Genomic DNA, 26,014 nt, shown 5'->3' with positions numbered 1-26,014 from the left:
AGGGGCTTTCGAGCCGATCGGACTGCCCGGCCCGGCTATCGCTCGCCGATATATGACGCCCGCGGGCGGAACCGCATCGGCTCGCCCTGCTCCTCGAGCGCGTGAGCGGTGAATCCGGCAACGCGCGCGATGGTGAAGAGTGCCACTCCGGTGCCGGCCTTCAAACCTGCGGCGCGCTCAAGGGTGGCGAGGGCGAGGTCGACGTTGGGGACGAGTGAATGGCGACGCCGCATCTCGAGCGCGAGGTTGTCGGCAAGCTCGACCTCCACGGGTGCCAGTGGCTTGATGAGCTCGAGCAGGGTGTCGGCTCGACCGTCCGTCGTGCGGTAGACCAAGTGGCCGAAACCGGCGGCGGGCTCGGTGTTGGCCGTTGTGGCGCAACCGGATTCGGCTGCCCGATCGAGCAGCTGTCGAGCTGCTCGAGACGCGCCGCCGTGCTTGGGTCCGGCCATCGCGTGCATCCCGGCCAGGATGACGTCAAACGGCCCGGCGCCGGTGCTTGCTGCGCTACGGGCGGCGACCGTCGAAGTCGCCAACTCATGGTCCGCGAGCAGCACCAACGCCGCGTTGATCACCGGCGCCCAATCGGGTTGAGCACCAACGGCATTCGCGAAACGTTCGGCGACCGACCTATCCCGTTGGTTGAGCGAGCGGAGCGAGTCGAAACCACCGGGCGCGACAACCAGCGAGTGCACGGCGGCGTTGATCGCCGCGACAGCAGACGTCGGGAAGTCCGCCTTCAGGCGCAGCCCGGCAAGCTGCACGGCCAGCCGAGCGCGGTCGGCATACGGCAGGTCCGGCGGGCTGAGCCGCGTAACCTCCTCGGCTACTTCGAGCGTGAGTTCCGTTGGCGCCCAATCGAGTTCGCCGGTCTGCCAGAGCAGCTCGGCGACGCGTTCGTATGCCGTGCTGGTCGCCAACTCGCTTGCGTCCCGGCCGCGGAAGAGCAGCGACCCGTCCGGCTCGAGGTCGGTGATCGAGGTCTCGACGGCGACCTCGAAGACGCCACTGCGCGACCGGCGACGCTGATCGCGTAGCGCCAACACGTCGCCGCGCCGGAAGGCCGAGCCGTTATGGCGCGACCCTCCGACGCGTTCGAGGATGCCCCGGCTGACGTAGGAGTAGACCGTCTGCGGGCGCACGCCCAACAGGTCGGCCGCCTCCTGCGTCGTCACCCACTGCTCAGCCACGCCTCGATGCTCCCACGCCCGCCGAGCGGGCACATTTCACTCAGGGCGCGAGGCGGTGCAGGTCGCGCGGGAAGAGGGTGACCTCGCGGATGTTCGGCGCCTCGACCAGTCGTCCGACCCAGCGTTCCAGCCCGATCGCGAAGCCGCCATGCGGCGGCATACCGTGCTCGAAAGCCTCGAGGTATGCCGTGTACGCGGCCGGGTCCTGACCAGTGCGCGCCAGGGCTGCCCGGTAGTCGCTCGGGCGGTGCAGCCGCTGGCCACCCGTGGTGAGTTCGAGCCCGCGGAAGAGCAGGTCGAAGCTGTTGGACCAGCGCCCGTCATCGGGTTGTGGGTGGGTGTAGAACGGCCGCTTGGCCATCGGATATCCCTCTACCGCAAGGAAATCCGAGCCATGCTCGGCCAGCGCCCACTCCGACAGGGCCCGCTCGTGTGCCGGCTCCAGGTCCGGCTCGTCGGCCGGTGCACCGACCAGCGCGAGCGCGTCGGCGAAGTGGATCACCGGAATCTCCTGCGGCACGACTGGCAGGGTGACGTCGAGCAGGGAGGCGGCGTCACCGGCATAATCCGAGATACCGGAGACCATCGCTGCGACGGCCTCGCGCAGCACCGCGAGCACGTCGCGGTGGTCGCGGATGAATCCCAATTCGACGTCGATCGAGGTGTATTGCGCGAGATGCCGCACCGTGTCGTGCGGCTCGGCGCGGAAGACCGGACCGACCTCGAAGACCCGCTCGTGGACGCCGACCATCATCTGCTTGAACAGCTGCGGCGATTGCGCGAGATAGGCCGTGCGGCCGAAATAGTCGACCTCGAAGACGTTCGCGCCCGACTCGGTCGCCATCTCCACCAGCTTGGGCGTCTGGATCTCGGTGAAGTCCAATTCACCCAAGCGACAACGCAATCCGCGCAACGAAGCCGCGGCGAGCTGCGCTCGCGCCCGCAGCTTCGGGTGCCGCAGGGTCACCGCCGCGTGGTCCAGCAGCGTCGGCAGCGAGGCGGTGAGTTCGGGACGCCACAGCTCGACCGGGGGAGTGGCCGCGGGTTCGGTGAGCGCAGTGATGCGCGGTTCGACGACCTCGACGCCACCGGGGGCAGCTTCGTTGGCGACGATCCGGCCGGTCACTTCGACGACCGTTTCCTCGGGAAGGCTTGCGACACAAGCGATTTCGTCATCCGAGCGGGCGACGACCTGCGCGAGGCCAGAGCGGTCACGCAGCACGAGAAAGCTGACCGAAGCCAGTTGCCGTCGGCGGTGGATCCAACCGGCGAGGGTGACCGTTTCGCCGGGCGGGACGGTCGGGAGTTCACGACTGAGAATGCGTCGCTGCATGTGCTTCACCTCCTGGGAGTAACCAGCCCCAGGGGTGCGGGCGACGGGGTCATTCGCTGTGCCACCGCACCTTCGCCGCGACGGAATTGCCTCGGCCTCAAGGTGTTGCTCGGCTCAGGGGTGTCTTCGCTCGCGCGATGGCCGCCGCTCTTCCAGCCTGGGAGCGGCTCTCTCGTGACCACCGGATCCGCGGGCTACTCGGTCCCGTCGACGCCGTGCGAGGAAGCGTAAGGCGAGGCGGCGCGGCATACCAAACCGGGCCCTGTGGATAACTTCGGAGCCGGTATGCCGGATCGTGCCAGTCTCGCTGGTATGACCGACGAACTGCCCGAGATCCCTGGTTACACCGTGGTCGACCTGCTCGGCTCCGGCGGCACCGGCAGCGTGTATGTCGTGCACCGCGGCGACGGGGTGCGGCTCGCCGCGAAAGTCGTCGACGGGGAGGTTGCCGACCTCACCGCGGAAGCCGAGCTGCTGCAGTCGATCGAGCACGATCACGTTGTGCGACTTGTGGATTCGGCTGTCACGGCCGACGGCCGCACCGTGATGATCACCGACCTCGCGGCCGGGGGCTCGCTCGCCGATTGCCTCGCCGCACGTGGCCATCTGACTCCCGGCGAGCTCGTCACCGTGCTCTGCCCGATCGCCCGGGCGATGCACGACCTGCACGGCCTCGGGCTGGTGCACGGCGATCTCAGCCCGGGCAACATCCTGCTCACCGTCGCGGGCAAGCCGATGGTGGCCGACCTCGGCGTGGCGCGGGTCGGCGGCTATGGCACCGAGGATGTGTGGGCGACCGAGGCCTGGGCGGCCCCGGAAGTGATGGCAGGGGAGGCGCCGACGCCGGCGTCTGATGTGTATTCGATCGGCGCGATCGCCTGGGCTGCACTCGTCGGCGCACCACCCGAACCGGCAGCGCTGCGCGATCCGCTGAGCGACCTGCTGCCCGATCTCGATGCTGCTCTCGTCGACCTGATCACCGCCTGTCTCGCACACACGCCGAGCACACGTCCGGAGCCGGGTGTTGTGGCAATTCGCTTGTGGGAGAGCGCAATTGCCGAGCCTGCCCCGGTGCAGGGGTCGCCCGGCAGGCGCGGTGCGTCGACCGCTCCCGAGGAGCTATTGACGCGTCGTCGCCGTCGTGAAGAAGCCGCGGCCGCCGCTGCCGAAGAAGAAGCAGCGCGTATGGCGGACCGCTCCGGCTCCGGTTCGCTGCGGGCGGGACGGCTGGTGCTCGTCGGCGCGGTCGCGGCGATCGTGGTGTTCGCCGGTGCGCTGGCCGCGCGGGCGCTGAGCGAGCCATCGGGAAGCGGCGCGGCCGCAACGCAGTCGGTGGTGTCAGCCACGACGTCGGTGCAAGAGCCGCCAACCCCGGGCACCGGCGCCCGAAAGCCGCCGACCTCTGCGGCCAAGCCGACGTCGTCACGCGTCGCCAGCGGCGCGGCCCCCACCCGACCGAGCGCTCCGCTGGGAGGCGACCCGACGGTCGTCATACAGGCGCTGGTCGATGCGCGCGCCCAAACCTGGACGACCGGCGACCTGACCGCACTCGGCCGCGGCCTCGCCCCGAATTCGCCTGCCGCCCAACGTGATCGGGCAGATGTGAGCGGAGCCAAGGCCCAGGGCTATGGCTACCGCGGGTTGCGGTTCACCGTGGCCGGGGTGCGGCTCACCGGCGTCACGGCAGACCGGGTCACGGCGAGGGCGCGACTCCAGCGATCGGCGTTCACCATCACCGGAGGCGGCGCCGACCGGCCCGTCGCGGCCAGCAGCACTGCGGTGGTGCTCACCCTGGCCCGCACGGCCGACGGATGGCGGATATGGGACTGGCGCACCGCGTGAGGCGGTGCGCCAGTCCGGAGGCGGTCGCTATCACCGCCGAAATCCTCTACTACGGGTGTAGTCAGACCTCGGGCCTTTTGCTCAGTCTTCCTCGCACTCCGCTTCGGCCGCCGACTCGCTGCGCTCGCCGACAACCTGCGCTGCGTGCTTCGTCAGACCTCGAAGGCGCCTTCTTCCAGCCGCGCCTTGATCGCCGACAGGAAGCGCCCCGCGTCGGCACCATCGACCACGCGGTGGTCGTAGGTGAGCACGAGGTACATCATCTGCCGGATCGCGATCGAGTCGTTGCCGAACTCATCGGTCACCACCACCGGACGCTTCGCCAGCGCACCGGTGCCGAGGATGGCGACCTGCGGCTGGTTGATGATCGGAGTGTCGAGCAGCGAGCCGTTCGAGCCGATGTTGGAGATCGTGAAGGTGCCACCGCCAAGCTCGTCCGGGGCCACCTTGTTGTCCCGCGTGCGAGCCGCGACATCGGCGATCTTCTTGGCCACACCGGCGATCGACAGGTCTCCGGCGTCCTTGACGACCGGCACCACCAGGCCACGCGGCGTGTCGACCGCGATGCCGATGTTCTCCTGCGCGTGGTAGATGATCTCGTCACCCTCGACACTGGCGTTGACCTGCGGGAACGCCTTGAGCGCCTCGACCGTCGCGACCGTGATGAACGGCAGATAGGACAGGTTGACGCCCTCGCGAGCCTTGAAGCTCTCCTTCGCCCGGGCGCGCAGGTTGGCGACCTTGGTGAGGTCGACCTCGACCACCGCGGTGAGCTGCGCCGACACCTGCAGCGATTCGACCATCCGCTGGGCGATGATCTTGCGCAGCCGCGACATCTTCTCGGTCGTGCCGCGCTTGGCGGACACCTCCGGGACCGTCGTTGGCTTGGCGGGGGTCGTCTCGCCACCGGTCGGCGCCGCAGCTTCCGGAGCAGCCTCGGGCGCCTTCTTGGCCTCGGCCGCGGCGAGCACGTCCTGCTTGCGAATCCGGCCACCGACCCCGCTGCCCTGCACCGAGGACAGGTCGACGCCGTGCTGCTGAGCGAGCTTGCGCACCAGCGGAGTGACGTATGCCGAGGAGTCCCCGCCGGAGGACTGCGCGGGAGCTGAGGTCTGAGCGGGCTGAGCCGGAGCTGCCGGCTGCGCGGGCTGAGCAGGCGGGGCGGGCTGAGCCGGGGCAGATTCCTGCTGGGGCGCTTCGGGCGCCTTCTCCTCCTGCTTCGGAGCTTCCTGCTTCGGCTGTTCCTTGGGTGCCTCGTCCTTCGGCTGCTCCTTGGGTGCCTCGTCCTTCGGCTGTTCCTTGGGTGCCTCGTCCTGCTTGGGGGCCTCGGCGGCAGCACCCCCAGACGATCCACCGGATGACCCACCGATCACCGCGAGGTCCGCGCCCACCGGCACGGTCTCGTCCTCCTGGACCAGGATCTTGGACAGCTTGCCGGCGACCGGGGAGGGCACCTCGGTGTCGACCTTGTCGGTGGAGACCTCGAGCAGCGGCTCGTCGACCTCGACGTCGTCACCCTCGGCCTTCAGCCACCGGGTGATGGTGCCCTCGGTGACCGACTCGCCGAGCGCGGGCATCTTGACGGTCTCGCCGTCGCCGGTGTCCTCGCCCTGGGCCGCCTGCTTGGCGTCGTCCTTGGTGGGCTCCTCCTGCGGCGCCTGCTCGGTCGACGGTGCGGCTTCCTGCGCCGGCTCCTGCGCAGGCTGCTCGTCCGCGGGGGCCGACTGCTCGGCCGGCGAACCAGACGAGTCGGACGAACCCGAGGAGTCCGACGAACCAGACGAACCCGAGGAGTCGGAACCCGACTCGGCCGGGCCGTCGCCGATCACGGCCAGGTCGGCGCCGACCGCGACGGTCTCGTCCTCCTCGACCAGGATCTCCTGCACGGTGCCGGCGACCGGCGAGGGCACCTCGGTGTCGACCTTGTCGGTCGAGACTTCGAGCAACGGTTCGTCGACCGCCACCTCGTCACCGACCTGCTTCAGCCAGCGCGTCACGGTTCCTTCGGTGACGGATTCTCCGAGAGCGGGCATGGTCACGCGTTCAGCCATGGAAGCAGTCTCCTTGTGCGGTGTGGCGGTGGTCCAGGGGTATCTCACGCATGGGCGTGCAACGGCTTCCCGGCGAGAGCGAGGTGCGCCTCGCCGAGAGCCTCGTTCTGGGTGGGATGGGCGTGCACGAAGGCGGCAACATCGTCCGGCAGCGCATCCCAGTTGACGATCAGCTGCGCCTCGCCGACCTGCTCGCTCATCCGCGCGCCGACCATGTGCACGCCGACGACCGGGCCGTCCGTGGTGCGCACCAGCTTCACAAACCCTTGCGTCTGCAGGATCTGGCTCTTGCCGTTGCCGGCGAGGCTGTACTCGTAGGTGACCACGTCGCCATACTGCTCGCGCGCCTGCGCTTCGGTGAGTCCCACGGACGCGATCTCCGGATCGCAATAAGTCACCCGAGGTATGCCGGACTCGGTCACCGGCCGCGGGTCGAGCCCGGCGATGTCCTCGGCCACGAAGATGCCCTGCGCGAAGCCGCGGTGGGCGAGTTGCAGCCCCGGGACGATGTCTCCGACGGCGTACACGTCCTCGACACTAGTCCGGCAGCGTTCGTCGGTGATCACGTGGCCGCGCTCGATCTGCACACCCTGGTCCTCATAGCCCAGGCCCTCGGTCACCGGGCCGCGGCCGACCGCGACCAGCAACAGGTCGGCCTCGAGGGTCGTGCCGTCCTCGAGGGAGACCTGCACGCCGTCGGCGGTCTCGGTGGCCCCGGCGAAGCGCACGCCGGTGAGCGCCTTGATGCCGCGCTTGCGGAAGGCGCGCGTCAACTGCTTGGAGACCGCCTCGTCCTCCGCCGCGACCAGCCGGGGCAAGGCCTCGACGATGGTGACCTGAGCGCCGAAGGAGGCGAACACCGAGGCGAACTCCACGCCGATCACGCCGCCGCCGAGCACGACCACGCGCTCGGGCACCGCGGTGAGCTGCAAGGCCCCGTCGCTGGTGACGATGCGCTCGCCGAGCTCCAGCCCGGGCAGCGTGCGGGCATAGGACCCGGTGGCAAGCACGACCTTGCGGCCGGTGAGTTCGCGGCCGCCGACGGTGACGGTGCGCGGGCCGGTGAGGCGTCCTTCGCCCTCGACATACTCGATGCCGCCGGCCTGGATCAGGCCCTGCAGACCCTTGTACAGACGCCCGACCACGCCGTCCTTGTAGGAGTGGACACCGGGCAGGTCGATGCCCGCCAGCGTCGTGCGCACCCCGAAGGTCTCGCCGTGCCGGGCGCTGTCGGCGACCTCGGCCGCGTGCAGCATCGCCTTGGTGGGGATGCAGCCGCGGTGCAGGCAGGTGCCGCCCACTTTGTCCTTCTCGATCAGGGCGACCTTCAGGCCGAGCTCGGCGGCGCGCAGGGCGCACGCATAGCCCCCGCTGCCGCCACCGAGGATGACGATGTCGTGAGTGGCCTCGGCCTGCGCCATGCGAACAACGCTCCTTGCGTGTCGGTGAATGCTCGGCCCATCTTGGCACTGCCGCGGTGCGCCACCACGGCTGGGCCCGCGATCGGTGCAGGTATATCGCTGGCCGTGGCGCTCGCCGGATGCGAAGGTGGTGCGACACGCACGTCGACGATTCCATGAGGAGGCGCCCATGACCGACAGCGCGAAGGACAACGGGCCGAGCGAGGACATGAAGCGCAAGTTCCGCGAGGCTCTGGACAAGAAGCACGCGCACGGCGGCAAGGACGTTTCCGACCACTCCGCCCAGTCCAAGGTGGCCGGTTCGCACGGTCCGGAGACCTCCGGCGCGCAGCAGATGTTCCGGCGCAAGGCCGGCGGCTGAGCCGACCAGACACACCAGAAGGGGCGGGGTCCGACGCGGACCCCGCCCCTTCCGGCATACCGGATCAGATCAGGCGCGCGCCTCGGCGAGCGCGACCAGCGTGCGCACCGGGTGGCCGGTGGCGCCGACCGGGGTGTAGCCGTAGGCGCCGCTGCCCTCGTTGAAGGCCGGGCCGGCGATGTCGAGGTGGGCCCACGGCAGCGGGTTGCCGGCCTTGTCGTCGCCGACGAACTCGCGCAGGAAGAGCGCGGCGGTGATCATCCCGCCCTGACGCTCACCGGTGTGCTTGACGTCCGCGACGGTCGACTTCATGCCCGCGCGCAGCTCGTCGAGCAGCGGGATCGGCCACATCGCCTCGCCGGCGGCCGCCGCCGCGTCGAGCACTTCGGCGCGCGTCTCGTCGGAATTGGACAGCACCGCGGTCGTGCGCGGGCCGAGCGAGAGCACCGCGGCACCGGTCAGGGTCGCGACATCGAGCACCAGGTCAGGGCGCTGCTTGGAGGCGAAGCTGAGCCCGTCGGCCATCACCAGGCGGCCCTCGGCGTCGGTGTTGATGATCTCCACGGTCTTGCCGTTGGGCATCGTCACCACATCACCCGGGCGCTGGGCGTCCGCGCCGGTCATGTTCTCGGCGAGGCATAGGTAGGTCGTGACCTGCACCGGCAATCCCAGGCGGGCGATCGCGGCGGTCGCGGCGGCCACGGCGGCGGCGCCGGCCATGTCGCACTTCATCGTGACCATGCCGGTGGCCGGCTTGATGCACAGACCACCGGAGTCGAAGGTGATTCCCTTGCCCACCAACGCAATATGCGTCTTCGCCTTGGCCGGCTTGTAGCTCAGCGTGACCAGCCGCGGCGGCCGGGCCGAGCCTCGGCCGACGCCGATCAGGCCGCCGCAGTCGGCCTTGGCCAGTTGCTTCTCGTCCATGATCGACACCTTCACCCCGAGCGGGGCGAGGTGCTTCTTGGCCAGGTCGGCGAAGGAGGCGGGGTAGAGGTCCAGCGGCGGGGTGTTGACCAGGTCGCGCGCCCAGGCCTGCTCCTCGGCGACGACGGCGGCGCGCTCGGCGGCCTTCTTCACGCCCGCCGTGCGGCCGATCGGGGACACGACGGTCACCTTGCCGACCGGCTGCGGAGCCTTGCCCGAGCGGTATGCCGTGAACGTGTACGCACCAAAGAGCGCGCCCTCGGCGACCGCTGCTGCGAGCGTCTCGGTGCCCGCCGGGAAGGCGAAGGTGGCCGCGGCGACGTCGGTCAGCGCACGCACGGCCGCACCGGCGGCGCGGCGCACCGCTTCGGCGTCGGCGTCGGTCGGCTCGGCCGTGAGACCGCTGCCGGAGGCGAGCACGACATCCGCGCCGGGGATGCCGGCAAGGCGCACGACCTCGTCGGGGTCGGCGGTGGCCTTGAGGGTCTTGAGGGCTGCATCGACGGCGGTAGCGGTTTCGGTGGAAACGCCGTCCGCGCCGGCGACCCGAGCGCGGTCGCCGTCCTTGACGGTGAGCACGGCCAGGTGGGTGATGCGCGTGCCCGCGCGGTCGCTGACGGTCAGGGTGGTCACGATGGTTCGTGTCCTCTCGCAGGAAGTGGATGGGCTGCCTCGGCGACTGTACGCCGACGGTGGCGCGCTAGCCTCCCGGGATATGACCTTGCTCACCTCTCCGTTGCACGACCGTCATGTCGCTCTGGGAGCCAAGCTCGCCGACTTCGGCGGCTGGCAGATGCCGATCGAATATCCGGGTGGTGGCGTGCTGCGTGAGCACACCGCGGTCCGTGAGCGGGTCGGGATCTTCGACGTCAGTCACCTGGGCAAGGCGCTCGTGCGCGGGCCGGGCGCGGCGGACTTCGTCAACGCGTGTTTCACCAACGACCTGCGCAAGGTCGCGCCGCCCAAGGCGCAATACACGATGTGCTGCGACGAGGCGACCGGTGGCGTGGTCGATGACCTGATCCAATACGTCCACTCCGACGACGAGGTCTTCCTGGTGCCCAACGCGGCCAACACCGCCGAGGTCGTCCGCCGGCTGAAAGCCGTTGCGCCGCAAGGGATCGAGATCACCGACCAGCACCAGGACTACGCGATCATCGCGGTCCAGGGGCCGAAGTCCTTCGAGGTGGTCGAGGCGCTCGGGCTGCCGACCGACCTGGAGTACATGTCGTTCACGACCGCGACCTGGCAGGGGCGCGAGGTGATCGTGCTGCGCTCGGGGTACACGGGGGAGAAGGGCTTCGAGCTGGTCCCGAAGTGGGACGACGCGCCCGCCCTCTGGGACGCGCTCGTCGAGGCCATGGAGCCGTATGACGGGCTGCCGTGCGGGCTGGGTGCGCGTGACACCTTGCGCACCGAGATGGGTTACCCGCTGCACGGGAACGACCTGTCCATGGACATCACGCCCAATATGGCGCGCGCGGGTTGGGCCGTCGGCTGGAAGAAGGACGCCTTCTGGGGCAAGGACGCGCTGGAAAAGCAGAAGGCCGCCAAGGACTATCGGCTCACGTGGGGCCTGCTCGCCACGGGTCGCGGCATACCTCGGGCTCACAACGAGGTGAAGGACGCCGACGGCAAGGTGATCGGCGAGGTGACCTCGGGGACCATGTCACCGACCCTGAAGAAGGGAATCGCGCTGGCGCTGCTGGACAGGACGGTCGGCGAGGGCGATGAGGTGGTCGTCGACGTGCGCGGCCGGGAGCTGCCGATGACGGTCGTCAAACCGCCGTTCGTGCAGACCGAGACGGCCTAACGCACCAGGGGGGCGTTGCTGAGGTCGACCACGCGGCCGACGACCAGCCAGTGCACATTCGTGCTCACCGCGGCGAGGATGCCGTTGGCGCGGCCCACCATCTCCTGCAGCAGGCGCGCCTCCGGGCTCTCGCCCGGACCCTGCACGTCGAGGTCATCGGTGAGCGCCACGGCGGGATACGGGGCGGCATTCCAGAGGGCGGCGAACTCGTGGGCGGCGTTGTCGACGATCTGTGCGGCGCGGTCGCGATCGCCCCAGGCGCCGGCGGTCGTGAGCTGCGCGGCGACCCACCCGGGGATGTTGTCGACGAGCACCGGCTGGCGGGCGCGCAGGATCGTGCGGGTCACGTCGAGCTCCTGCGCCACCGGCCACTCCTTCGGCACATCGCCGGTCGGTCGGCGCAGGAACCGCAGGTCGGGCGTGCCCTCGGCACGCGGTTGGACGACGAGCGCGGGTTGGGCTCCCAGGAGCGTGCGAGCGTGCTGCAGAGTGCTGCGGCTGTCACCGCCGAGGACCAGGGTCGTCGTCATGGAGCGGATTCTAATGGCGGGTCCGGCGTTCGCCCGGTGGGACCGCCGGCAGGCGCGTCCGGCGATCTGCAAGAGTGGGAGCCAGTTCCCCCAACGCACGAGGTGATCCCCGCATGTCCGAACCGTCCGGCCCCGTCGACACCTCCGGCCCGATCTTCGAAGCGCACGAGGGCGGCAAGCTCGAGTCCGTGCCGAGCAAGCCGCTGGCCGGCCGCGAGGATCTGTCCAAGCTCTACACCCCGGGTGTCGCGCAGGTATGCCGGGCGCTCGCCGAGGACCCGTCCCTGTCCTTCCGCTACACCACCCGCAAGAACACCGTGGCGGTCGTGACCGACGGCACCGCGGTGCTCGGCCTGGGCGACATCGGCCCGGTCGCAGCGCTGCCGGTGATGGAGGGAAAGTCGGTGTTGTTCAAGCACTTTGGTGGGGTGGACTCGGTGCCGGTGTGCCTTGAGCCGGGCACCATCGACGACATCGTCGACGCGGTCGTGCGGATCGCCCCGACCTATGGCGGCATCAACCTGGAGGACATCTCGGCGCCCCGCTGCTTCGAGATCGAGCGGCGGCTCAAGGAGCGGCTCGACATACCGGTCTTCCACGACGACCAGCACGGCACCGCGATCGTGGCGCTCGCCGCGCTGATCAACGCGGTCAAGGTGACCGGCCAGCAGCTCGCCGACCTGCGCGTCGTCATCGGCGGCGCGGGCGCGGCTGGAGTCGCGATCGCCAACATCCTCGGCCGCGCGGGTGTGCGCGAGGTGATCGTCTGTGACTCCCGCGGCATCATCGAGCCGCACCGCAACGACCTGGTCGAGCACAAGCACCAGCTCGCCCGCACCACCAACCCGCTCGGGCTGCGCGGTGGCCTCGGCGACGCGCTCGTTGACGCCGACGTCTACATCGGCGTGTCCGGCGGCACGGTGCCCGAGTCGGACCTGGCCAAGATGAAGCACGACTGCATCATCTTCGCGCTCGCCAACCCCGACCCCGAGGTGCATCCCGACCTGGCCCGCAAATACGCCAAGGTCGTGGCGACCGGCCGCTCGGACTTCCCCAACCAGATCAACAACGTGCTGGCCTTCCCGGGGCTGTTCCGCGGAGCGCTTGATGCCGGCGCGAAGCAGATCACCGAGGAGATGAAGCTGGCCGCGGCCGAGGCGATCGCCGCCCTCGTGGACGAGCCGACCGCCGAGGAGATCGTGCCGAGCGTGTTCGACGAGCGGGTGGCCCCGGCCGTCGCCGAAGCGGTCGTCGCCCGCGCCTGACGCGACGAGGGGCCGGTCCGCTGGGACCGGCCCCTCGTTCGGCATACGGCATTAGGCCTTGCGACCGCCACCGAGGATGTCGCCGAGGATCCCGCCGAGGCCGCCTCCGAGACCACCGGTCGCGCCACCAGCGCCTCCGGTCGTGCCTCCACCTGCGGCGCCACCGAGGATCTGACCCAGGATGTCGCCGAGTCCGCCGCCGGCCGCGCCGCCCTGGTCACCCGGGTTCTGGCCCGGGGCGGGCGCGGGCTGGGAGGGGTCGGTCGGCACGGGAGCGGGCGCCGGCTGACCCGGCTGCTGCGGCGTCGGCTGTGGCGCGGCACCACCGCCGACCTTGCCCTGCACCTGGTTGGCGATATAGCTGAGGATGATCGGCGCGAGGATCGGCAGCAGCTTCTTGACCAGGTCGTTGTTGCCGCCGGGCAGGCCGCCGAGGCGGTTGGCGACTTCGTCCTGCTGGCCGCCGAAGATGTTGTTGACGATGGCTGCGCCATCACCGGTGTCCACCGAGCTGACATCGGGGGTGCGGCCCTGGTGGTCGTTCAGCGCACCCATCAGCGACTGCGCTCCAGCGGGGTCCTGGGCGTTGGCCTGCAGGCCGCCGAGCAGCGCCTGCGCCGCTTGCTGCGCGGCCTGACGGGTCTGGTCTTCCGGCGCTCCCACCTGCGCGGCGAGCTGGTCCATCGGCACCTGCGACAGGGCGTCGTCCACTGCACTCATCGGTTAGTCCTCCGTGTCGTGGCGCCGACGGATCCGGCGCCCGCCTCCGACACTAGAGCGCGCGGGCAGCTCTCGGCGAGGGTTCGCCCTACGCTGACGGGCGTGAGTGATGAATGGACATGGCGGTATGACGGCGCCTCCGGCGCGCAGGCCCCGGTGTTTCCGACGCAGTCCGACGCCGAGGCCTGGCTGGGGGAGTCGTGGCAGCAGCTCGCCGATGAGGGTGTGACGGCCGTGACGTTGGTGCACGGCGACGAGGTGGTCTACGGCCCGATGCCGCTCGACCCGGCATAACGCTCAGCGTCCGCGGATGTGCGCCACCGTTCGTGCGCAAGTGCGGACGCTCGCTGGTGGCCCCGTTCAGCGTCCGCGGATGTGCGCCACCGTTCGTGCGCAAGTGCGGACACTCGCCTCCGGTCCCGCGCAGCGTCCGCGGATGTGCGCCACCGTTCGTGCGCAAGTGCGGACGCTCGCACCCGTCCCCGCCCAGCGTCCGCAGAATCGCACCACCGCTCGTGCGCACGTGCGGACGCTCGCTGGTGGCCCCGTTCAGCGTCCGCGGATGTGCAGCACCGTTGGTGCGCAAGTGCGGACGCTCGCACCCGTCCCCGCCCAGCGTCCGCGGATGTGCGCCACCGTTCGTGCGTAGGTGCGGACACTCGCCTCCGGGTCAGGAGACTTTTGTGCCGCGCTTAACCTGCGGCTTGGGCATCCGCGCCATCCGCATCTGGAAAGCGCGCATCACGGTGTAGGCGGCGCTGCCCTTCGGCGGTTCCTCGCCGAACTTGGCGGTGATGCGCTTCTTCAGGCGGCGCCACAGCAGCACGCTGTCGATCACGCCGATCATGATGATCAGCCACACGAACAGCAGCGCAAAGCTCTGGATCATCCGGTTGGGCACGATCGACATCGCCAGCACGACCAGCATGAGCGGCATCAGGATCTCGCCGATATTCCAGCGCGCGTCGACGCTGTCGCGGATGAACCGCTTCACCGGCCCGCGGTCGCGCGGAGGCAGAGCACTCTCGATGCCCTTGGCCATGTCCTCGCGCTGCTTGATGCGCTGGGCGCGGGCCTGCTCGCGGGCTGCCTTCTTGGCGGCTTCGCGGTCAGTGGGGACGATCGGCACCCGGCGGGCGGCCTGGGCGTCCTTGCGCTTGGGGGTCGGCCGGCCCTTGCCACCCGGCTTGGTGGCGACCTCGTTCACCTCCACGGCCTCGGTGGCGGGAGGGGCGTCATTCTTGCTGCGGCCGAACACAACTCACCATCCTAGGCGGTGCACGGCGCGGGTTTCGACTCGCTCCGCTCGCTCAACCGGCGAGAGGCCTAGGCGGTGCGCGGCGCGGGTTTCGACTCGCTCCGCTCGCTCAACCGGCGAGAGGCCTAGGCGGTGCGCGGCGCGGGTTTCGACTCGCTCCGCTCCCTCAACCGGCGAGAGGCCCAGGCGGTCCACCGACGCCGGCGCGCCACGGCTACCGTGGGCGCCGTGGTGGACCTTGACCTGCAGCGCCGGACCGAACTCACCGATCGAGTGCACGCGGCCATGCCCGGTGTGCTGTCGGATCTGAAGGATCTCGCACGCATCCCCAGCGTCTCGCTCGACTCCTTCGACCAGGCCGAGGTGGACCGCAGCGCCGCCGCGGTCGCCGCCCTGCTCGAGGCCGAAGGCATGCAGGTGCAGGTGGTGCGCGAGGGCGGCCGGCCCGCCGTCATCGGCCGGATCCCGGCACCCGAGGGTGCGCCGACGATCACGCTCTACGCCCACCACGACGTGCAGCCGCCCGGCGATGACGCCGACTGGGACTCCCCGCCCTTCGAACCCACCGAACGCGACGGCCGCCTCTACGGTCGCGGCGCCGCCGACGACAAGGCCGGCGTCATGGCTCATATCGCCGCGCTGCGGGCTCATGGCGGCCGGCCGCCGTGCGGCGTCAACATCTTCGTTGAAGGTGAGGAGGAGATCGCCTCCGACTCCCTGCCGGCGATCCTCGACAAGCACGGCGAGCTCCTGCGCGCCGAGGCGATCGTGCTGGCCGACTCCACCAATTGGGAGATCGGCACCCCAGCTCTCACGACCACCTTGCGCGGCATGATCCGCGTCGTCGTCACCGTCCGCACCCTCGACCACGGGGTGCACTCCGGCATCTTCGGCGGCGCGGTGCCGGACGCGCTGATGGCCCTGATCCGCGTCCTCGCCAGCCTGCACGACGACGCCGGAACCGTTGCGGTGCAAGGACTTTCGGCGTCCGAAGCCAGTGACCTGCCGTATGACGAAGCCCGGTTGCGCGACGAATCCGGTCTGCTCGACGGGGTCGGCACAGTCGGGACCGGCTCGCTGCTGACCCGGATGTGGACCAAGCCCTCGATCACCACGATCGGCATCGACGCGCCCGCGGTGGACCGCGCCGCCAACCTCCTCGTGCCGACTGCTCGGGCCAAAGTGTCGATGCGGCTGGCACCCGACCAGGACCCGAAGGCGGCATACGAGCTGTTGGCCCAGCACCTGCGCGAGCACGCCCCGTGGGGCGCCCAGCTCGACATACAACTGGACGACGAGGGGGAGGGATTCGCTGCGGACGCGACCGGGCCGGTCTACGACGCAGCCCGGGCCTCCTTCGCCGACGCGTGGGGCACCGAACCCGTCGACATGGGCATCGGCGGGTCGATCCCGTTCGTCGCGGCCTTCGCCGAGCGCTTCCCGGACGCCGCGATCCTCGTCACGGGGGTCGAGGACCCGGACAGCCGGGCGCACGGAGCCAACGAGAGTTTGCACCTCGGGGAATTCGAAAAGGTCTGTGTCGCAGAGGCTTTGCTGCTCGAACGGCTAGGAGAACACCGTGGCTGAAAAGGGTTATGTCGAGAAGTCCTTCAACCGGGACACCAACTACATCAACGACCGGATCACCGCCGATGGCTCGAGCGGCTGGCCGGTCGAGCCGGGGCGTTACCGGCTGATCGCGGCCCGCGCCTGCCCCTGGGCCAATCGCACGATCATCGTGCGCCGGCTGCTCGGCCTGGAGGACGCCATCTCGATGGGCCTGGCCGGTCCGACCCACGACGCCAACAGCTGGACCTTCGACCTCGACCCCGGTGGCGTCGACCCGGTGCTCGGCATACCTCGCCTGAAGGACGCCTTCGAGAAGCGGCAGCCGGGTTACCCGCGCGGCATCACCGTGCCCGCCATCGTCGACATCCCCTCGGGCGAGGTCGTCACCAACGACTTCCCCCGGATCACCGAGGACTTCTTCTTCCAGTGGAAGAAGTTCCATCGCGAGGGTGCTCCCGACCTGTGGCCGGCCGACCGGCGCGAGGAGATGGAGCAGGTGATGCGCCGGATCTACACCGAGATCAACAACGGCGTCTATCGCTGCGGCTTCGCCGGCGAGCAGCAGGCGTATGACGAGGCCTACGACCGGCTGTTCACCGCGCTGGACTGGGTGAGTGAGCGGCTCGAGGGCCAGCGCTATCTCATGGGCGACAGCATCACCGAGGCCGACGTGCGGCTGTTCACCACCCTGGCGCGGTTCGACCCCGTCTATCACGGCCACTTCAAGTGCAACCGGTCCAAGCTGTCGGAGATGCCGGTGCTGTGGGCCTACGCCCGCGACCTGTTCACCACGCCCGGTTTCGGCGACACGACCGACTTCGCCCAGATCAAGAAGCACTACTACGTCGTGCATCACGACGTGAACCCCACCGGCATCGTCCCCGACGGCCCGGACCTGTCGAACTGGCTGGACCCCCACGGCCGGGAGAAGCTCGGCGGCTCCCCGTTCGGCCAGGGCACGCCGCCCGGCGCGATTCCGGAGGGCGAGCGCGTCTCTCCCGAGGGCAACCCGCTGCTCGGGCCGGACGGTCTGGTGCGATGAACCTCGAGCGGGCGATCGCACCTTTGGAACAGGGGTATGCCGATCTGCTCGCCCGGGTGCGCGAGGTCGTCGAGGGCGACCAGCGGCTCGTGGGGCTGTGGCTCAGCGGCTCGGCCGCGCGCGGTGTCGCCGACGCGGGCAGCGATCTCGACCTGATCGTGACCGCGGCGGACGAGGCGTTCGACGCGGTCGCCGCGGCCGGAGAAACGTTGTGGCACAAGGCGATCGACCCGGTCATCACCTTCGAGATCCCGTCGATGCCGGGCAGTTTCGCCTTCACGACCCGTGACGGCCTGCGCTGCGACATCGTGGTCGAACGCGCCGCCGACCTGGCGGACACGCCCTACCGCCGCCGACTGCCGATCGTCGGCGACACGCCCGTGCCGGACGCGCCGTCCGACCCAGGCCCGGACCGCGACCTGATGGAGTGGCAGGTCACCGACTTCCTGCGCCAGCAGGCGATCTTCCCGGCCGCGATCGTTGCGCGCGAGGACTGGCTGCTCGGCCGCGTCGGAGTGCAGAACGTGCACCGGATGCTCTACCTGATCTTCGTCGAAGCCAATCGGCCGCTGCCCGCGATGGGCGTCAAGCAGTGGAGCGCCAAACTCACTCCCGCACAGGCCGAGCTGCTCGCCGCGCTGCCGCTGCCCTCGGCCGATCGCGACAGCGTGATCGCAGCGATGCGCGCGGCCCGCGAGGCGATGCTGACCCACGGGCGAGCCGCCTACGAATCTGCGGGCGGCAGCTGGCCGGCCGAAGCGGCGGACGCGATCGAGGGCTACTGGCGGCGGCACGGGCTGGCCACGTGAAGCGGGTGCTGGTCACCGGCCACCGGTTCGGCGGCCTCGGCCCGGTCGAGGCCACCCGGACCGCCCGGGACGCCTGGGCGCAGGCCGCGCCGCAGGTCGCGGTCGAGGCCCTGCCGGCCACCGACGGCGGGCGCGGCTTCGCCGATGTGGTGCGTGCCCTGCGTGGCGGGGAGCAGGTGCTGGCCGACGACGGCGCGCCCTATCTGCGCGACGGCGACACCGCCTGGGTCGAGGCGGCCGAGGTGCTCGATGCGGTCCCGGCCCCCGACACCGCCCCGGTCGGTGAGCTGATCGCGGCACTCGCGCGGGCCGGCATACGGCACATCGTGCTCGCGACCGGGGGAGTGACCACGGTCGACGGAGGACGGGGAGCGGTCGAGGCGCTCGGCGGCCCGGTCGCCGCGCGCGAGCGGCTCGCCGGCACCCGGCTCACCGCCGTCGTCGACGACGACCGCGGACTGCTCGGCTTCCAGGGCGCGGCGGCCGCAGCGGGGGAGCGGTTGCGGCTCGACCCGGCCGACTCCCAGCGGCTGGAGACCGAGATGGGCGAGTGGGTCGATGAGGTCCGCCGCGCAGTCCCCGCGAGCCGAGACCTGTTGTCCGGCAAGCAGATTCACCTCGACCGTATGCCGGGGTCAGGTGCCGGCGGAGGTCTCGCTTATGGTCTCGCCGCGCTCGGCGCGGCTCTCGTCCCCGGTCCGTCCTACTGGGCCACGCTGGCCCGGCTGGACCAGCGCGTGGCGGTGGCGGGACTGGTGGTGATCGTGGAGACCGTCTTCGACTGGCGGTTGATGGAGCACAGCGTCCTGCGCACCGTCGCCGACGCCGCGGCCGCCGACGCGACGCCTGGGGTCGTGCTCGCCGACGAGGTGCACGTGGGCCGCCGCGAGGTGATGTCGACCGGATTGTCCGGCGCCTATTCGGTCGCGGCGACCGGGGTGATCCGGCGCGAGCGCCCGGATGCCGCGGCCGCGCGGGCGGGGCTGGAGCGACTCGCCGGACGGATCGCGGGCACCTGGACGCCTGGCCCGCGCGGCGACGTACCCTAGAGACGTGGGAACAACCGGACCACGGTCCTGGTTGCCCCAGTGACCGCCCCTTGCAGCAGAGGGGGCCGCACCCGAGGCAAGGATCTTGCATGAGCATCGACAGCAGCAACGCCACGCAGACCGAGACCGCGACGCACGGCGTCGTGCTCACCGACGTCGCCGCCGGCAAGGTGAAGAGCCTGCTGGAGCAGGAAGGCCGTGACGACCTGCGCCTGCGCGTCGGCGTGCAGCCGGGCGGCTGTTCCGGCCTGATCTACCAGCTCTACTTCGACGAGCGCACGCTCGACGGCGACCTCACGCGCGACTTCGACGGTGTCGAGGTCGTCGTGGACCGTATGAGCGCGCCCTACCTGGACGGCGCGACCATCGACTTCGCCGACACCATCGAGAAGCAGGGCTTCACGATCGACAACCCCAACGCCGGCAGCTCCTGCGCCTGCGGCGACTCGTTCAGCTGAGCCGCACCGAAAAGCCGCACCGACGCCCGCGACCGCCGTACTCTCGGCGGTCGCGGGCGTCGTGCTGATGTCGCCCGTCACCGCCGACCCCGAGGAAGCCATGAATATCGCCGTCACCGGCTCGATCGCCACCGACCACCTGATGACCTTCGCCGGACGGTTCGCCGACTCCCTGGTCGTCGAGCAGCTCGACAAGATCTCGGTGTCCTTCCTGGCGCAGGACCTGCAGATCCGCCGGGGCGGCATCGCGGCCAATATCGCTTTCGGAATGGGCAACCTCGGGGTGCGACCGGTGCTCGTCGGCGCCGTCGGTGAGGACTTCGTCGAATACCGCTCGTGGCTGGACCGGCACGGCGTGGATTGTGAGTCGGTGCACGTGTCCACCACCCAGCACACCGCCCGGTTCGTGTGCACCACCGACGAGGACATGGCCCAGATCGCCACGTTCTACGCCGGTGCGATGTCCGAGGCCCGCTCGATCGAGTTGCAGCCGATCGTCGAGCGCGTCGGCGGCCTCGACCTGGTGGTCGTCAGCCCGAACGACCCGGACGCGATGCTGCGGCATACGGCCGAATGCCGCACGCGCGGGATCCCGTTCGTCGCCGATCCCTCCCAGCAGCTGGCCTTCGGCGAGGGCCCGTTCATCCGCGACCTGATCCGCGGGGCGGCCTACCTGTTCACCAACGAATATGAGGCCGACCTGGTCGCCAAGAAGACCGGGTGGAGCCCCGAGGAGATCCTCGACCAGGTCGAGGTGCAGGTGACCACCAAGGGCAAGGACGGCGCGGTCATCCAGCGCAAGGGCGATGACCCGATCGAGATCCCGGTCGCCCGCGAGGTGCGCCGCGCCGACCCGACCGGCGTCGGTGACGCCTTCCGCGCCGGCTTCCTCGCCGGACTGGTCTGGGGCCTACCGCTGCAGCAGTGCGGCGAGGTCGGCTCCATGCTCGCGACCTATGTCATCGAGACCGTGGGCACCCAGGAATACGACCTGCGCTCGGCCGACTTCCTCAGCCGGCTCGAGCAGTCCTACGGCCCGGAGACCAGCGAAGCGGTCCGCCGCCACCTGCGGGCCCCCCGCGACTGAGAGCACCCCAAGCCGGTATGCCGGTCGAGCCGCCCCCGTCGCCCTACAACCTCGACCTCGACCTGGGCCGTGTCCGGGGCGATCTGGCCGGAGTCGGCGCGGATCTCGCACCCGGCACGCTGCTCGCCGCCTATCGCCGGGGCCTGTTCCCGATGGGGCTCGGCCACGACGGCGTCCCGCCCTATGGCTGGTATTCGCCGGAACGCCGTGGCGTGCTGCTCGCCGGCGACCACCATGTGTCGCGTTCCCTGCGCCGCAGCGCGCGCCGGTTCAGCGTGTCGGTCGACGACGATTTCGAGGCGGTCATGGTCGCCTGCGCCGACCCGAGCCGGGACGGGCGCTGGATCACCCGCGAGATCATCGGGGCGTATGCCGAATTGCATCGTCTCGGGTGGGCGCACTCGGTCGAGGTGCGCGACGGCGATGACCGTCTTGTCGGTGGCCTCTACGGCGTGGCCATCGGCGGGTTGTTCGCGGGGGAGTCGATGTTCCACATCGCCACCGACGCCAGCAAGGTGGCGCTGTGGGCCCTGGTCGAGATCGTCTTCTCCGGTCCGGCCGCGACCGACCGGCTGATCGACGTCCAGTGGCAGACCGACCACCTGGCGCGACAGGGCGTGCGGGAGGTGCCGCGGTCGGCATACCTCGGGCTGTTGGACACCGCCCTGCGGGCGCCGGCGCCGGAGCCGTTCGCGGACACCCGGACCTGAACGCTCGAGGTGACCGACATGGGCCGGGCCGCCGACACGAACGAATAGGCCTGGGATATCGTTTCCCCGTGCCCGCATCCCACATCTCACGCTCCCGTGACAAGCGCCCCGGCGTGGCCTCGTCCAGCCGCGGCCGGCGACCCGGCCGGCTGGCATCGGCGCTGGTCATCGGCCTGATCGCGATTTCCCTGACCGGTTGCACCGAGCAGCAGAAGCGTGGCTTCCTGCCGCACGGCGTGACCTCCCTGTCGCGCGAGATCGAGCGCTTCTGGGTCGGCACCTGGCTGTGGGCACTCGCCGTCGGCGTGGCCGTGTGGGGCGCGATGTTCTACGCGATGGCACGCTTCCGCCGGCGCAAGACCGACACCGGTTTGCCGCCGCAGATCGCCTACAACATGCCGCTGGAGATCCTGTTCACCGTCGTGCCGGTGATCATGGTGGCGGTGCTGTTCGGCAAGACGGTGCACCTCGACAACAAGATGCTGGACACCAGCCAGAAACCTGACGTCACGATCAACGTGGTCAGCAAGCAATGGTCGTGGGACTTCAACTACGTCAATGAGAAGGTCTACGACTACGGCATCCAGGCCAACACGCTGTCCGGCAAGCCCGGCGCGGAGGCCGCCATACCGACGCTCTACCTGCCGGTGAACAAGCGGGTCGAGTTCGTCCTCACCTCGCGCGATGTCATCCACACCTTCTGGGTCATCTCGTTCCTGCAGAAGATGGACATGCTGCCGGGCAAGGTGAACAAATTCCAGGTCACCCCGACCGAGATCGGCACCTACCGCGGCAAGTGCGCCGAGCTGTGCGGCGCCTACCACTCGCAGATGCTGTTCAACGTCAAGGTTGTCAGCCAGGCCGACTACGACAAGCAGATCGCCACCCTGAAGGCGCGGGGACAAAGCGGTTTCCTCAGCAACGCCATGGCTCGCGCGGGCTCCGGTCTCGAACGAGGCCAGCAGCAGTACCTGCCGCCGGGCGTCGACAACTCGGACATCGTCACCGAGGGGAGCAAGTAATGGCTACCACCGTTCCGCATACTGCTGAGGGCACCGGTGGCACGGCACGCACCAAGTCCTCCTTCGAGCGGCACCCGGGCCGCACGATCGTCAAGTGGATCACCACCACCGACCACAAGGTGATCGGCAACCTCTACTTCATCACCTCCTTCGCGTTCTTCCTGTTCGGTGGTGTGCTCGCGCTGATGATCCGCGCGGAACTGTTCACCCCAGGCCTGCAGGTCGTGGACGACCCCGAGCAGTTCAACCAGCTGTTCACCATGCACGGCACGATCATGCTGTTGCTCTTCGCGACGCCGCTGTTCGCCGGCTTCTCCAACGCGTTGATGCCGCTGCAGATCGGCGCACCCGATGTGGCCTTCCCGCGGCTGAACATGTTCGCCTACTGGCTCTACCTGTTCGGCGCGCTGATCACCTCGGCGGGCTTCCTCACCCCGCAGGGCGCGGCGGCCTTCGGCTGGTTCGCCTACTCGCCGCTGTCCAACGCCACCTACAGCCCGGGCCTCGGCGGCAACCTGTGGGTCTTCGGCCTCGCGCTGACCGGTTTCGGCACCATCCTGGGCTCGGTCAACTTCATCACCACGATCGTGTGCATGCGCGCGCCCGGTATGACGATGTTCCGGATGCCGATCTTCACCTGGACGGTGCTGATCACCTCGATCCTGGCGCTGGTCGTCTTCCCGGTGCTCGCCGCGGCGATGTTCGGCCTGGGCGCCGACCGGGTGCTCGGCGCGCACGTCTTCGACCCGCAGACCGCCGGCGCGATGCTGTGGCAGCACATGTTCTGGTTCTTCGGTCACCCTGAGGTCTACATCATCGCGCTGCCGTTCTTCGGCATCATCTCCGAGGTGCTGCCGGTGTTCGCGCGCAAGCCGATCTTCGGTTACAAGTCGCTGGTCTTCGCGACCATCGCGATCGCGGCGCTGTCGGTGAGCGTGTGGGCGCACCACATGTACGCCACCGGCCAGGTGCTGCTGCCCTTCTTCGCCATCATGACGATGCTGATCGCGGTCCCGACCGGCGTGAAATTCGTCAACTGGGTCGGCACCATCTGGGGCGGCTCGCTCACCTTCGAGACCCCGATGCTGTGGGCCCTCGGGTTCATGGTGACCTTCCTCTTCGGTGGTCTGACCGGCGTGATCCTGGCCAGCCCGGCCCTGGACTTCAACCTGACCGACTCCTACTTCGTGGTCGCCCACTTCCACTACGTGGTGTTCGGCACGGTCGTCTTCGCGATGTTCGCCGGGTTCTACTTCTGGTGGCCCAAGCTCACCGGCCGGATGCTCAACGAGCCGCTCGGCAAGATCCACTTCTGGATGCTGTTCATCGGCTTCCACATGACCTTCCTCATCCAGCACTGGCTGGGCGTCGAAGGGATGCCGCGCCGGTATGCCGACTACCTGCCCGAGGACGGCTTCACCTGGATGAACCAGTTGTCCAGCATCGGGTCGCTGATCCTCGGTCTGTCGATGCTGCCCTTCCTCTACAACGTCTGGAAGACCTGGCGCACCGCGCCCCTGGTCGAGACTGACGACCCCTGGGGTTATGGCGCGTCGCTGGAGTGGGCCACCTCCTGCCCGCCGCCGCGGCACAACTTCGACTCGATCCCGCGGATCCGCTCCGAGCGGCCGGCCTTCGACCTGCACCACCCGGAGGTCGCCTCCGGTCAGGCGGTGCGCCCGTCGCAGGACGTGCTGGAAAAGCTCGGCGCCCGATCCGGCACCGACTCCCGTGACAGTGAGGGCACCCGATGAAGACCGAGGCCAAACTCTTCGTTTTCATTGGCCTGTTCGCGGTCACGATGGCGGTCATCTACGGGATCTTCACCGCGCAGAGCCCGCAGGGGCTGGAGCCGGTCGGCCTGGTCGCGCTGATCCTCACCGCGGGCCTGGGCATCATGTGCGGGTTCTTCTTCTGGTGGACCGGCCGCAAGACCGACCTGCGCCCCGACGACGACCCCGACGGTGACATCGCCGCGATCGAGGGTGACTACGGCTTCTTCAGCCCGCACTCGTGGTGGCCGCTCTTCCTGGGTGCCGCCTGCGGCCTGGTGATGTTCGGCGCGGCCGTCGGCTGGTGGCTGGTCATCCTGGCGATGCCGCTGCTCGTCCTGGCCGTGATCGGCTGGACGTTCGAGTACTTCAAGGGCGAAGACGCCATCTGAGCCCGCTCAGCGTCCGCAGATCTGCAGCACCGTTCGTGCGTAGACGCGGACACACCGGCACCGCGGCATGCCAGCGTCCGCGGATCCGCACCACCGTTCGTGCGCAGACGCGGACACACCGGTACCGCGGCATACCAGCGTCCGCAGATTCGCACCACCGTTCGTGCGCAGACGCGGACGCACCACGACGAACGACGCTAGGCCCAGCCGAGTTCGTGCAGCCGGTCGTCGTCGATGCCGAAATAGTGGCCGATCTCGTGCAACACGGTGACCCGGATCTGTTCTCGCAGTTCGGGCACCGATCGACAGGCTCGCCGCAACGGTCCGCGGAAGATGTAGATGCGGTCGGGCAGCGCGCCATACTCCCAGCCGCTCATCCGCTGGGGCAGGGGCGTGCCGACATACAGCCCGAAGAGCGTGCCCTCCGGCGGCAGCTGGTCGGCCGACGGTTCGTCTTCGATGAGGACGGCGACATTGTCGAGGCGGTCGGTGAGTTGCGTCGGGATCGAGTCGAGCGCATCGTCCACGCATGCGTCGAAATCCTCGTCCGACAGCGTGATCACGACGCCGGCGCCACCGTGCGGCGCAGGTCGCGATAGGCGCCGTCGTCCTGCAGCACCGGCAGAGCGTCGCTCGCGTTCAGCGCCCCGGAGATCAGCACGTCGTCGAGATAACCCTTCTCGATCAGCTCCTGGCCGCTGCTGCACGATTTCAGGTGCGGCACCACGGTGCGCTTCACCGCGCGCCAGGCGTCGACCGACAATTCGGCCTCAGGGGAGCGGTCGGCCTCGCTCAGGTGCGCCAGGATCGCGCCGGCGCCCCAGAGGTCCTCCGCCGACGGGCGCAGTGACCCATCCGGCCAATGCTCACCTGCCTGGACGAGCAGCACAGCACCGCCGCTCGCGACATGCGCCGCGGCATACTCGCCGACCGTGCGGGCATTGCGCAGGCAGCCCGCGACGACCGACGCACCGGACGAACGCAGCATGGTGGAGATGGTGGACCCGTTCGGGGAGGGGAGCACGAGGGCGTCATACGGGGTGGTGCCGGACAGCGCGGCGGGGGACAGCGAGAGTTCGGTATGCCGAGCCGGGGCCGGGATGGGGCGCGGACGCGCCAGTTGCGCTCCCACCCGTTCGGCGAGCCGGGCAGCACCCTGGTCGCGCCACCGATACGGATAGACGCTCGCCCCACGGTCCGCCGCGATCGTGACGCAGGTGCTGAAGCTCAACACGTCGACCACCACCGCGAGCACCGGCCGGTCGTCGCCGATGTCGCCCAGCAGATAACGCGCCCCGATGCCGCCCCAGACAGCACGAACCGGCCAGGACCGTTGCTGGTGGGCGGGCAGCGCCCCACAGACAGCAGCGGTCATGGCCGGTTCGATGGGTGC

At 69.7% G+C, this 26,014-nt stretch carries 25 protein-coding genes; 15 read left to right on the top strand and 10 right to left on the bottom strand.

Annotated features, from left to right (window positions below; all coding sequences use genetic code 11):
• Nucleotides 1-35: 35 nt before the first annotated feature.
• On the bottom strand, nt 36-1,190 hold the full coding sequence (locus G9U51_RS09365; protein ID WP_166196321.1) for a citrate/2-methylcitrate synthase: 1,155 nt from the start codon (nt 1,188-1,190) through the stop codon (nt 36-38).
• A gap of 40 nt (nt 1,191-1,230) precedes the next feature.
• On the bottom strand, nt 1,231-2,523 hold the full coding sequence (gene aspS / locus G9U51_RS09360) for an aspartate--tRNA(Asn) ligase (protein WP_166196319.1): 1,293 nt from the start codon (nt 2,521-2,523) through the stop codon (nt 1,231-1,233).
• Nucleotides 2,524-2,835: 312 nt separating this feature from the next.
• Between aspS and G9U51_RS09355 the strand changes: the two genes are divergently transcribed.
• Complete coding sequence (locus G9U51_RS09355) at nt 2,836-4,365, top strand: serine/threonine protein kinase (protein WP_166196317.1); 1,530 nt, start codon at nt 2,836-2,838, stop codon at nt 4,363-4,365.
• 152 nt (nt 4,366-4,517) lie between these two features.
• On the opposite strand, the gene sucB is transcribed toward G9U51_RS09355, so the two are convergent.
• Both sucB and lpdA read right to left on the bottom strand, forming a co-directional pair.
• Entirely contained in the window at nt 4,518-6,416 is a 1,899-nt protein-coding gene (sucB, locus tag G9U51_RS09350; RefSeq protein WP_166196315.1) for a 2-oxoglutarate dehydrogenase, E2 component, dihydrolipoamide succinyltransferase, read from the bottom strand.
• Nucleotides 6,417-6,460: 44 nt separating this feature from the next.
• Nucleotides 6,461-7,837: a dihydrolipoyl dehydrogenase gene (gene lpdA / locus G9U51_RS09345; RefSeq protein ID WP_166196313.1), complete on the bottom strand. Its 1,377-nt coding sequence runs from the start codon at nt 7,835-7,837 to the stop codon at nt 6,461-6,463.
• A 169-nt stretch (nt 7,838-8,006) separates the two neighbouring features.
• Between lpdA and G9U51_RS09340 the strand changes: the two genes are divergently transcribed.
• Nucleotides 8,007-8,198, top strand: coding sequence for a DUF5302 domain-containing protein (locus tag G9U51_RS09340; protein ID WP_166196311.1), 192 nt, complete (start codon nt 8,007-8,009; stop codon nt 8,196-8,198).
• 69 nt (nt 8,199-8,267) lie between these two features.
• On the opposite strand, the gene G9U51_RS09335 is transcribed toward G9U51_RS09340, so the two are convergent.
• Nucleotides 8,268-9,758, bottom strand: a complete 1,491-nt coding sequence (locus G9U51_RS09335) for a leucyl aminopeptidase (RefSeq protein ID WP_166196309.1) — start codon at nt 9,756-9,758, stop codon at nt 8,268-8,270.
• 82 nt (nt 9,759-9,840) lie between these two features.
• On the opposite strand from G9U51_RS09335, the gene gcvT reads away from it, so the two are divergent.
• Complete coding sequence (gcvT, locus tag G9U51_RS09330; RefSeq protein WP_166196307.1) at nt 9,841-10,938, top strand: glycine cleavage system aminomethyltransferase GcvT; 1,098 nt, start codon at nt 9,841-9,843, stop codon at nt 10,936-10,938.
• Here gcvT and G9U51_RS09325 read toward each other — a convergent pair.
• Nucleotides 10,935-11,468 carry a bifunctional adenosylcobinamide kinase/adenosylcobinamide-phosphate guanylyltransferase gene (locus tag G9U51_RS09325; protein ID WP_166196305.1) on the bottom strand — a complete coding sequence of 178 codons (534 nt, stop codon included), beginning with the start codon at nt 11,466-11,468 and terminating at the stop codon, nt 10,935-10,937. The two genes, gcvT and G9U51_RS09325, sit on opposite strands and share 4 nt — an antisense overlap.
• A gap of 113 nt (nt 11,469-11,581) precedes the next feature.
• On the opposite strand from G9U51_RS09325, the gene G9U51_RS09320 reads away from it, so the two are divergent.
• On the top strand, nt 11,582-12,733 hold the full coding sequence (locus G9U51_RS09320; RefSeq protein ID WP_166196303.1) for an NAD(P)-dependent malic enzyme: 1,152 nt from the start codon (nt 11,582-11,584) through the stop codon (nt 12,731-12,733).
• A 51-nt stretch (nt 12,734-12,784) separates the two neighbouring features.
• Here the strand turns inward: G9U51_RS09320 and G9U51_RS09315 are convergent, their stop codons facing one another.
• Nucleotides 12,785-13,453, bottom strand: coding sequence for a DUF937 domain-containing protein (locus G9U51_RS09315; protein WP_166196301.1), 669 nt, complete (start codon nt 13,451-13,453; stop codon nt 12,785-12,787).
• A 102-nt stretch (nt 13,454-13,555) separates the two neighbouring features.
• On the opposite strand from G9U51_RS09315, the gene G9U51_RS09310 reads away from it, so the two are divergent.
• On the top strand, nt 13,556-13,747 hold the full coding sequence (locus G9U51_RS09310) for a hypothetical protein (RefSeq protein ID WP_166196299.1): 192 nt from the start codon (nt 13,556-13,558) through the stop codon (nt 13,745-13,747).
• 376 nt (nt 13,748-14,123) lie between these two features.
• Here the strand turns inward: G9U51_RS09310 and G9U51_RS09305 are convergent, their stop codons facing one another.
• Nucleotides 14,124-14,711, bottom strand: a complete 588-nt coding sequence (locus G9U51_RS09305; protein ID WP_166196297.1) for a DUF3043 domain-containing protein — start codon at nt 14,709-14,711, stop codon at nt 14,124-14,126.
• Between the two features lie 228 nt (nt 14,712-14,939).
• On the opposite strand from G9U51_RS09305, the gene G9U51_RS09300 reads away from it, so the two are divergent.
• From G9U51_RS09300 to G9U51_RS09255, 10 genes are all read left to right on the top strand, one after another.
• A complete protein-coding gene (locus G9U51_RS09300; RefSeq protein WP_407941434.1) occupies nt 14,940-16,298 on the top strand; it encodes a dipeptidase in 1,359 nt (452 codons plus the stop codon).
• A complete protein-coding gene (locus G9U51_RS09295; RefSeq protein WP_166196295.1) occupies nt 16,291-17,322 on the top strand; it encodes a glutathione S-transferase family protein in 1,032 nt (343 codons plus the stop codon). The genes G9U51_RS09300 and G9U51_RS09295 overlap by 8 nt, the downstream gene beginning before the upstream one ends.
• Nucleotides 17,319-18,131: a nucleotidyltransferase domain-containing protein gene (locus tag G9U51_RS09290; RefSeq protein ID WP_166196293.1), complete on the top strand. Its 813-nt coding sequence runs from the start codon at nt 17,319-17,321 to the stop codon at nt 18,129-18,131. The genes G9U51_RS09295 and G9U51_RS09290 overlap by 4 nt, the downstream gene beginning before the upstream one ends.
• Nucleotides 18,128-19,180, top strand: coding sequence for a glycerate kinase (locus G9U51_RS09285; protein ID WP_166196291.1), 1,053 nt, complete (start codon nt 18,128-18,130; stop codon nt 19,178-19,180). Before G9U51_RS09290 ends, G9U51_RS09285 begins: the two co-directional genes overlap by 4 nt.
• 89 nt (nt 19,181-19,269) lie before the next feature.
• Nucleotides 19,270-19,638, top strand: coding sequence for an iron-sulfur cluster insertion protein ErpA (gene erpA, locus G9U51_RS09280; protein ID WP_166196289.1), 369 nt, complete (start codon nt 19,270-19,272; stop codon nt 19,636-19,638).
• 100 nt (nt 19,639-19,738) lie between these two features.
• Entirely contained in the window at nt 19,739-20,725 is a 987-nt protein-coding gene (locus G9U51_RS09275) for a carbohydrate kinase family protein (protein WP_166196599.1), read from the top strand.
• 17 nt (nt 20,726-20,742) lie between these two features.
• Nucleotides 20,743-21,435, top strand: coding sequence for a leucyl/phenylalanyl-tRNA--protein transferase (aat, locus tag G9U51_RS09270; RefSeq protein WP_166196287.1), 693 nt, complete (start codon nt 20,743-20,745; stop codon nt 21,433-21,435).
• Between the two features lie 68 nt (nt 21,436-21,503).
• Complete coding sequence (ctaC, locus tag G9U51_RS09265; protein ID WP_328823401.1) at nt 21,504-22,457, top strand: aa3-type cytochrome oxidase subunit II; 954 nt, start codon at nt 21,504-21,506, stop codon at nt 22,455-22,457.
• Nucleotides 22,457-24,211 carry an aa3-type cytochrome oxidase subunit I gene (gene ctaD / locus G9U51_RS09260; RefSeq protein ID WP_166196285.1) on the top strand — a complete coding sequence of 585 codons (1,755 nt, stop codon included), beginning with the start codon at nt 22,457-22,459 and terminating at the stop codon, nt 24,209-24,211. Before ctaC ends, ctaD begins: the two co-directional genes overlap by 1 nt.
• Nucleotides 24,208-24,621: a cytochrome c oxidase subunit 4 gene (locus G9U51_RS09255; RefSeq protein WP_166196283.1), complete on the top strand. Its 414-nt coding sequence runs from the start codon at nt 24,208-24,210 to the stop codon at nt 24,619-24,621. Before ctaD ends, G9U51_RS09255 begins: the two co-directional genes overlap by 4 nt.
• A 197-nt stretch (nt 24,622-24,818) precedes the next feature.
• Here the strand turns inward: G9U51_RS09255 and G9U51_RS09250 are convergent, their stop codons facing one another.
• A complete protein-coding gene (locus G9U51_RS09250) occupies nt 24,819-25,184 on the bottom strand; it encodes a metallopeptidase family protein (RefSeq protein ID WP_166196281.1) in 366 nt (121 codons plus the stop codon).
• Nucleotides 25,181-25,996, bottom strand: a complete 816-nt coding sequence (locus tag G9U51_RS09245) for a 2-phosphosulfolactate phosphatase (RefSeq protein ID WP_166196279.1) — start codon at nt 25,994-25,996, stop codon at nt 25,181-25,183. Before G9U51_RS09245 ends, G9U51_RS09250 begins: the two co-directional genes overlap by 4 nt.
• Nucleotides 25,997-26,014: the final 18 nt, after the last annotated feature.

The sequence above is a fragment of the Metallococcus carri genome, assembly GCF_011440275.1.
In the GTDB taxonomy this organism is placed as follows: domain Bacteria; phylum Actinomycetota; class Actinomycetes; order Actinomycetales; family Dermatophilaceae; genus Metallococcus; species Metallococcus carri.
The sequence above is the reverse complement of the archived record's forward strand: the minus strand, read 5'-3'. Positions and strand labels throughout refer to the sequence as shown.

What these genes read in the sequence shown, in the direction of transcription:
- aspS (WP_166196319.1), bottom strand. Translation starts at nt 2,523, where the DNA reads ATGCAGCGACGCATTCTCAGTCGTGAACTCCCGACCGTCCCGCCCGGC.
- G9U51_RS09355 (WP_166196317.1), top strand. Translation starts at nt 2,836, where the DNA reads ATGACCGACGAACTGCCCGAGATCCCTGGTTACACCGTGGTCGACCTG.
- sucB (WP_166196315.1), bottom strand. Translation starts at nt 6,416, where the DNA reads ATGGCTGAACGCGTGACCATGCCCGCTCTCGGAGAATCCGTCACCGAA.
- lpdA (WP_166196313.1), bottom strand. Translation starts at nt 7,837, where the DNA reads ATGGCGCAGGCCGAGGCCACTCACGACATCGTCATCCTCGGTGGCGGC.
- G9U51_RS09340 (WP_166196311.1), top strand. Translation starts at nt 8,007, where the DNA reads ATGACCGACAGCGCGAAGGACAACGGGCCGAGCGAGGACATGAAGCGC.
- gcvT (WP_166196307.1), top strand. Translation starts at nt 9,841, where the DNA reads ATGACCTTGCTCACCTCTCCGTTGCACGACCGTCATGTCGCTCTGGGA.
- G9U51_RS09325 (WP_166196305.1), bottom strand. Translation starts at nt 11,468, where the DNA reads ATGACGACGACCCTGGTCCTCGGCGGTGACAGCCGCAGCACTCTGCAG.
- G9U51_RS09320 (WP_166196303.1), top strand. Translation starts at nt 11,582, where the DNA reads ATGTCCGAACCGTCCGGCCCCGTCGACACCTCCGGCCCGATCTTCGAA.
- G9U51_RS09315 (WP_166196301.1), bottom strand. Translation starts at nt 13,453, where the DNA reads ATGAGTGCAGTGGACGACGCCCTGTCGCAGGTGCCGATGGACCAGCTC.
- G9U51_RS09290 (WP_166196293.1), top strand. Translation starts at nt 17,319, where the DNA reads ATGAACCTCGAGCGGGCGATCGCACCTTTGGAACAGGGGTATGCCGAT.
- erpA (WP_166196289.1), top strand. Translation starts at nt 19,270, where the DNA reads ATGAGCATCGACAGCAGCAACGCCACGCAGACCGAGACCGCGACGCAC.
- G9U51_RS09275 (WP_166196599.1), top strand. Translation starts at nt 19,739, where the DNA reads ATGAATATCGCCGTCACCGGCTCGATCGCCACCGACCACCTGATGACC.
- aat (WP_166196287.1), top strand. Translation starts at nt 20,743, where the DNA reads ATGCCGGTCGAGCCGCCCCCGTCGCCCTACAACCTCGACCTCGACCTG.
- ctaD (WP_166196285.1), top strand. Translation starts at nt 22,457, where the DNA reads ATGGCTACCACCGTTCCGCATACTGCTGAGGGCACCGGTGGCACGGCA.
- G9U51_RS09255 (WP_166196283.1), top strand. Translation starts at nt 24,208, where the DNA reads ATGAAGACCGAGGCCAAACTCTTCGTTTTCATTGGCCTGTTCGCGGTC.
- G9U51_RS09245 (WP_166196279.1), bottom strand. Translation starts at nt 25,996, where the DNA reads ATGACCGCTGCTGTCTGTGGGGCGCTGCCCGCCCACCAGCAACGGTCC.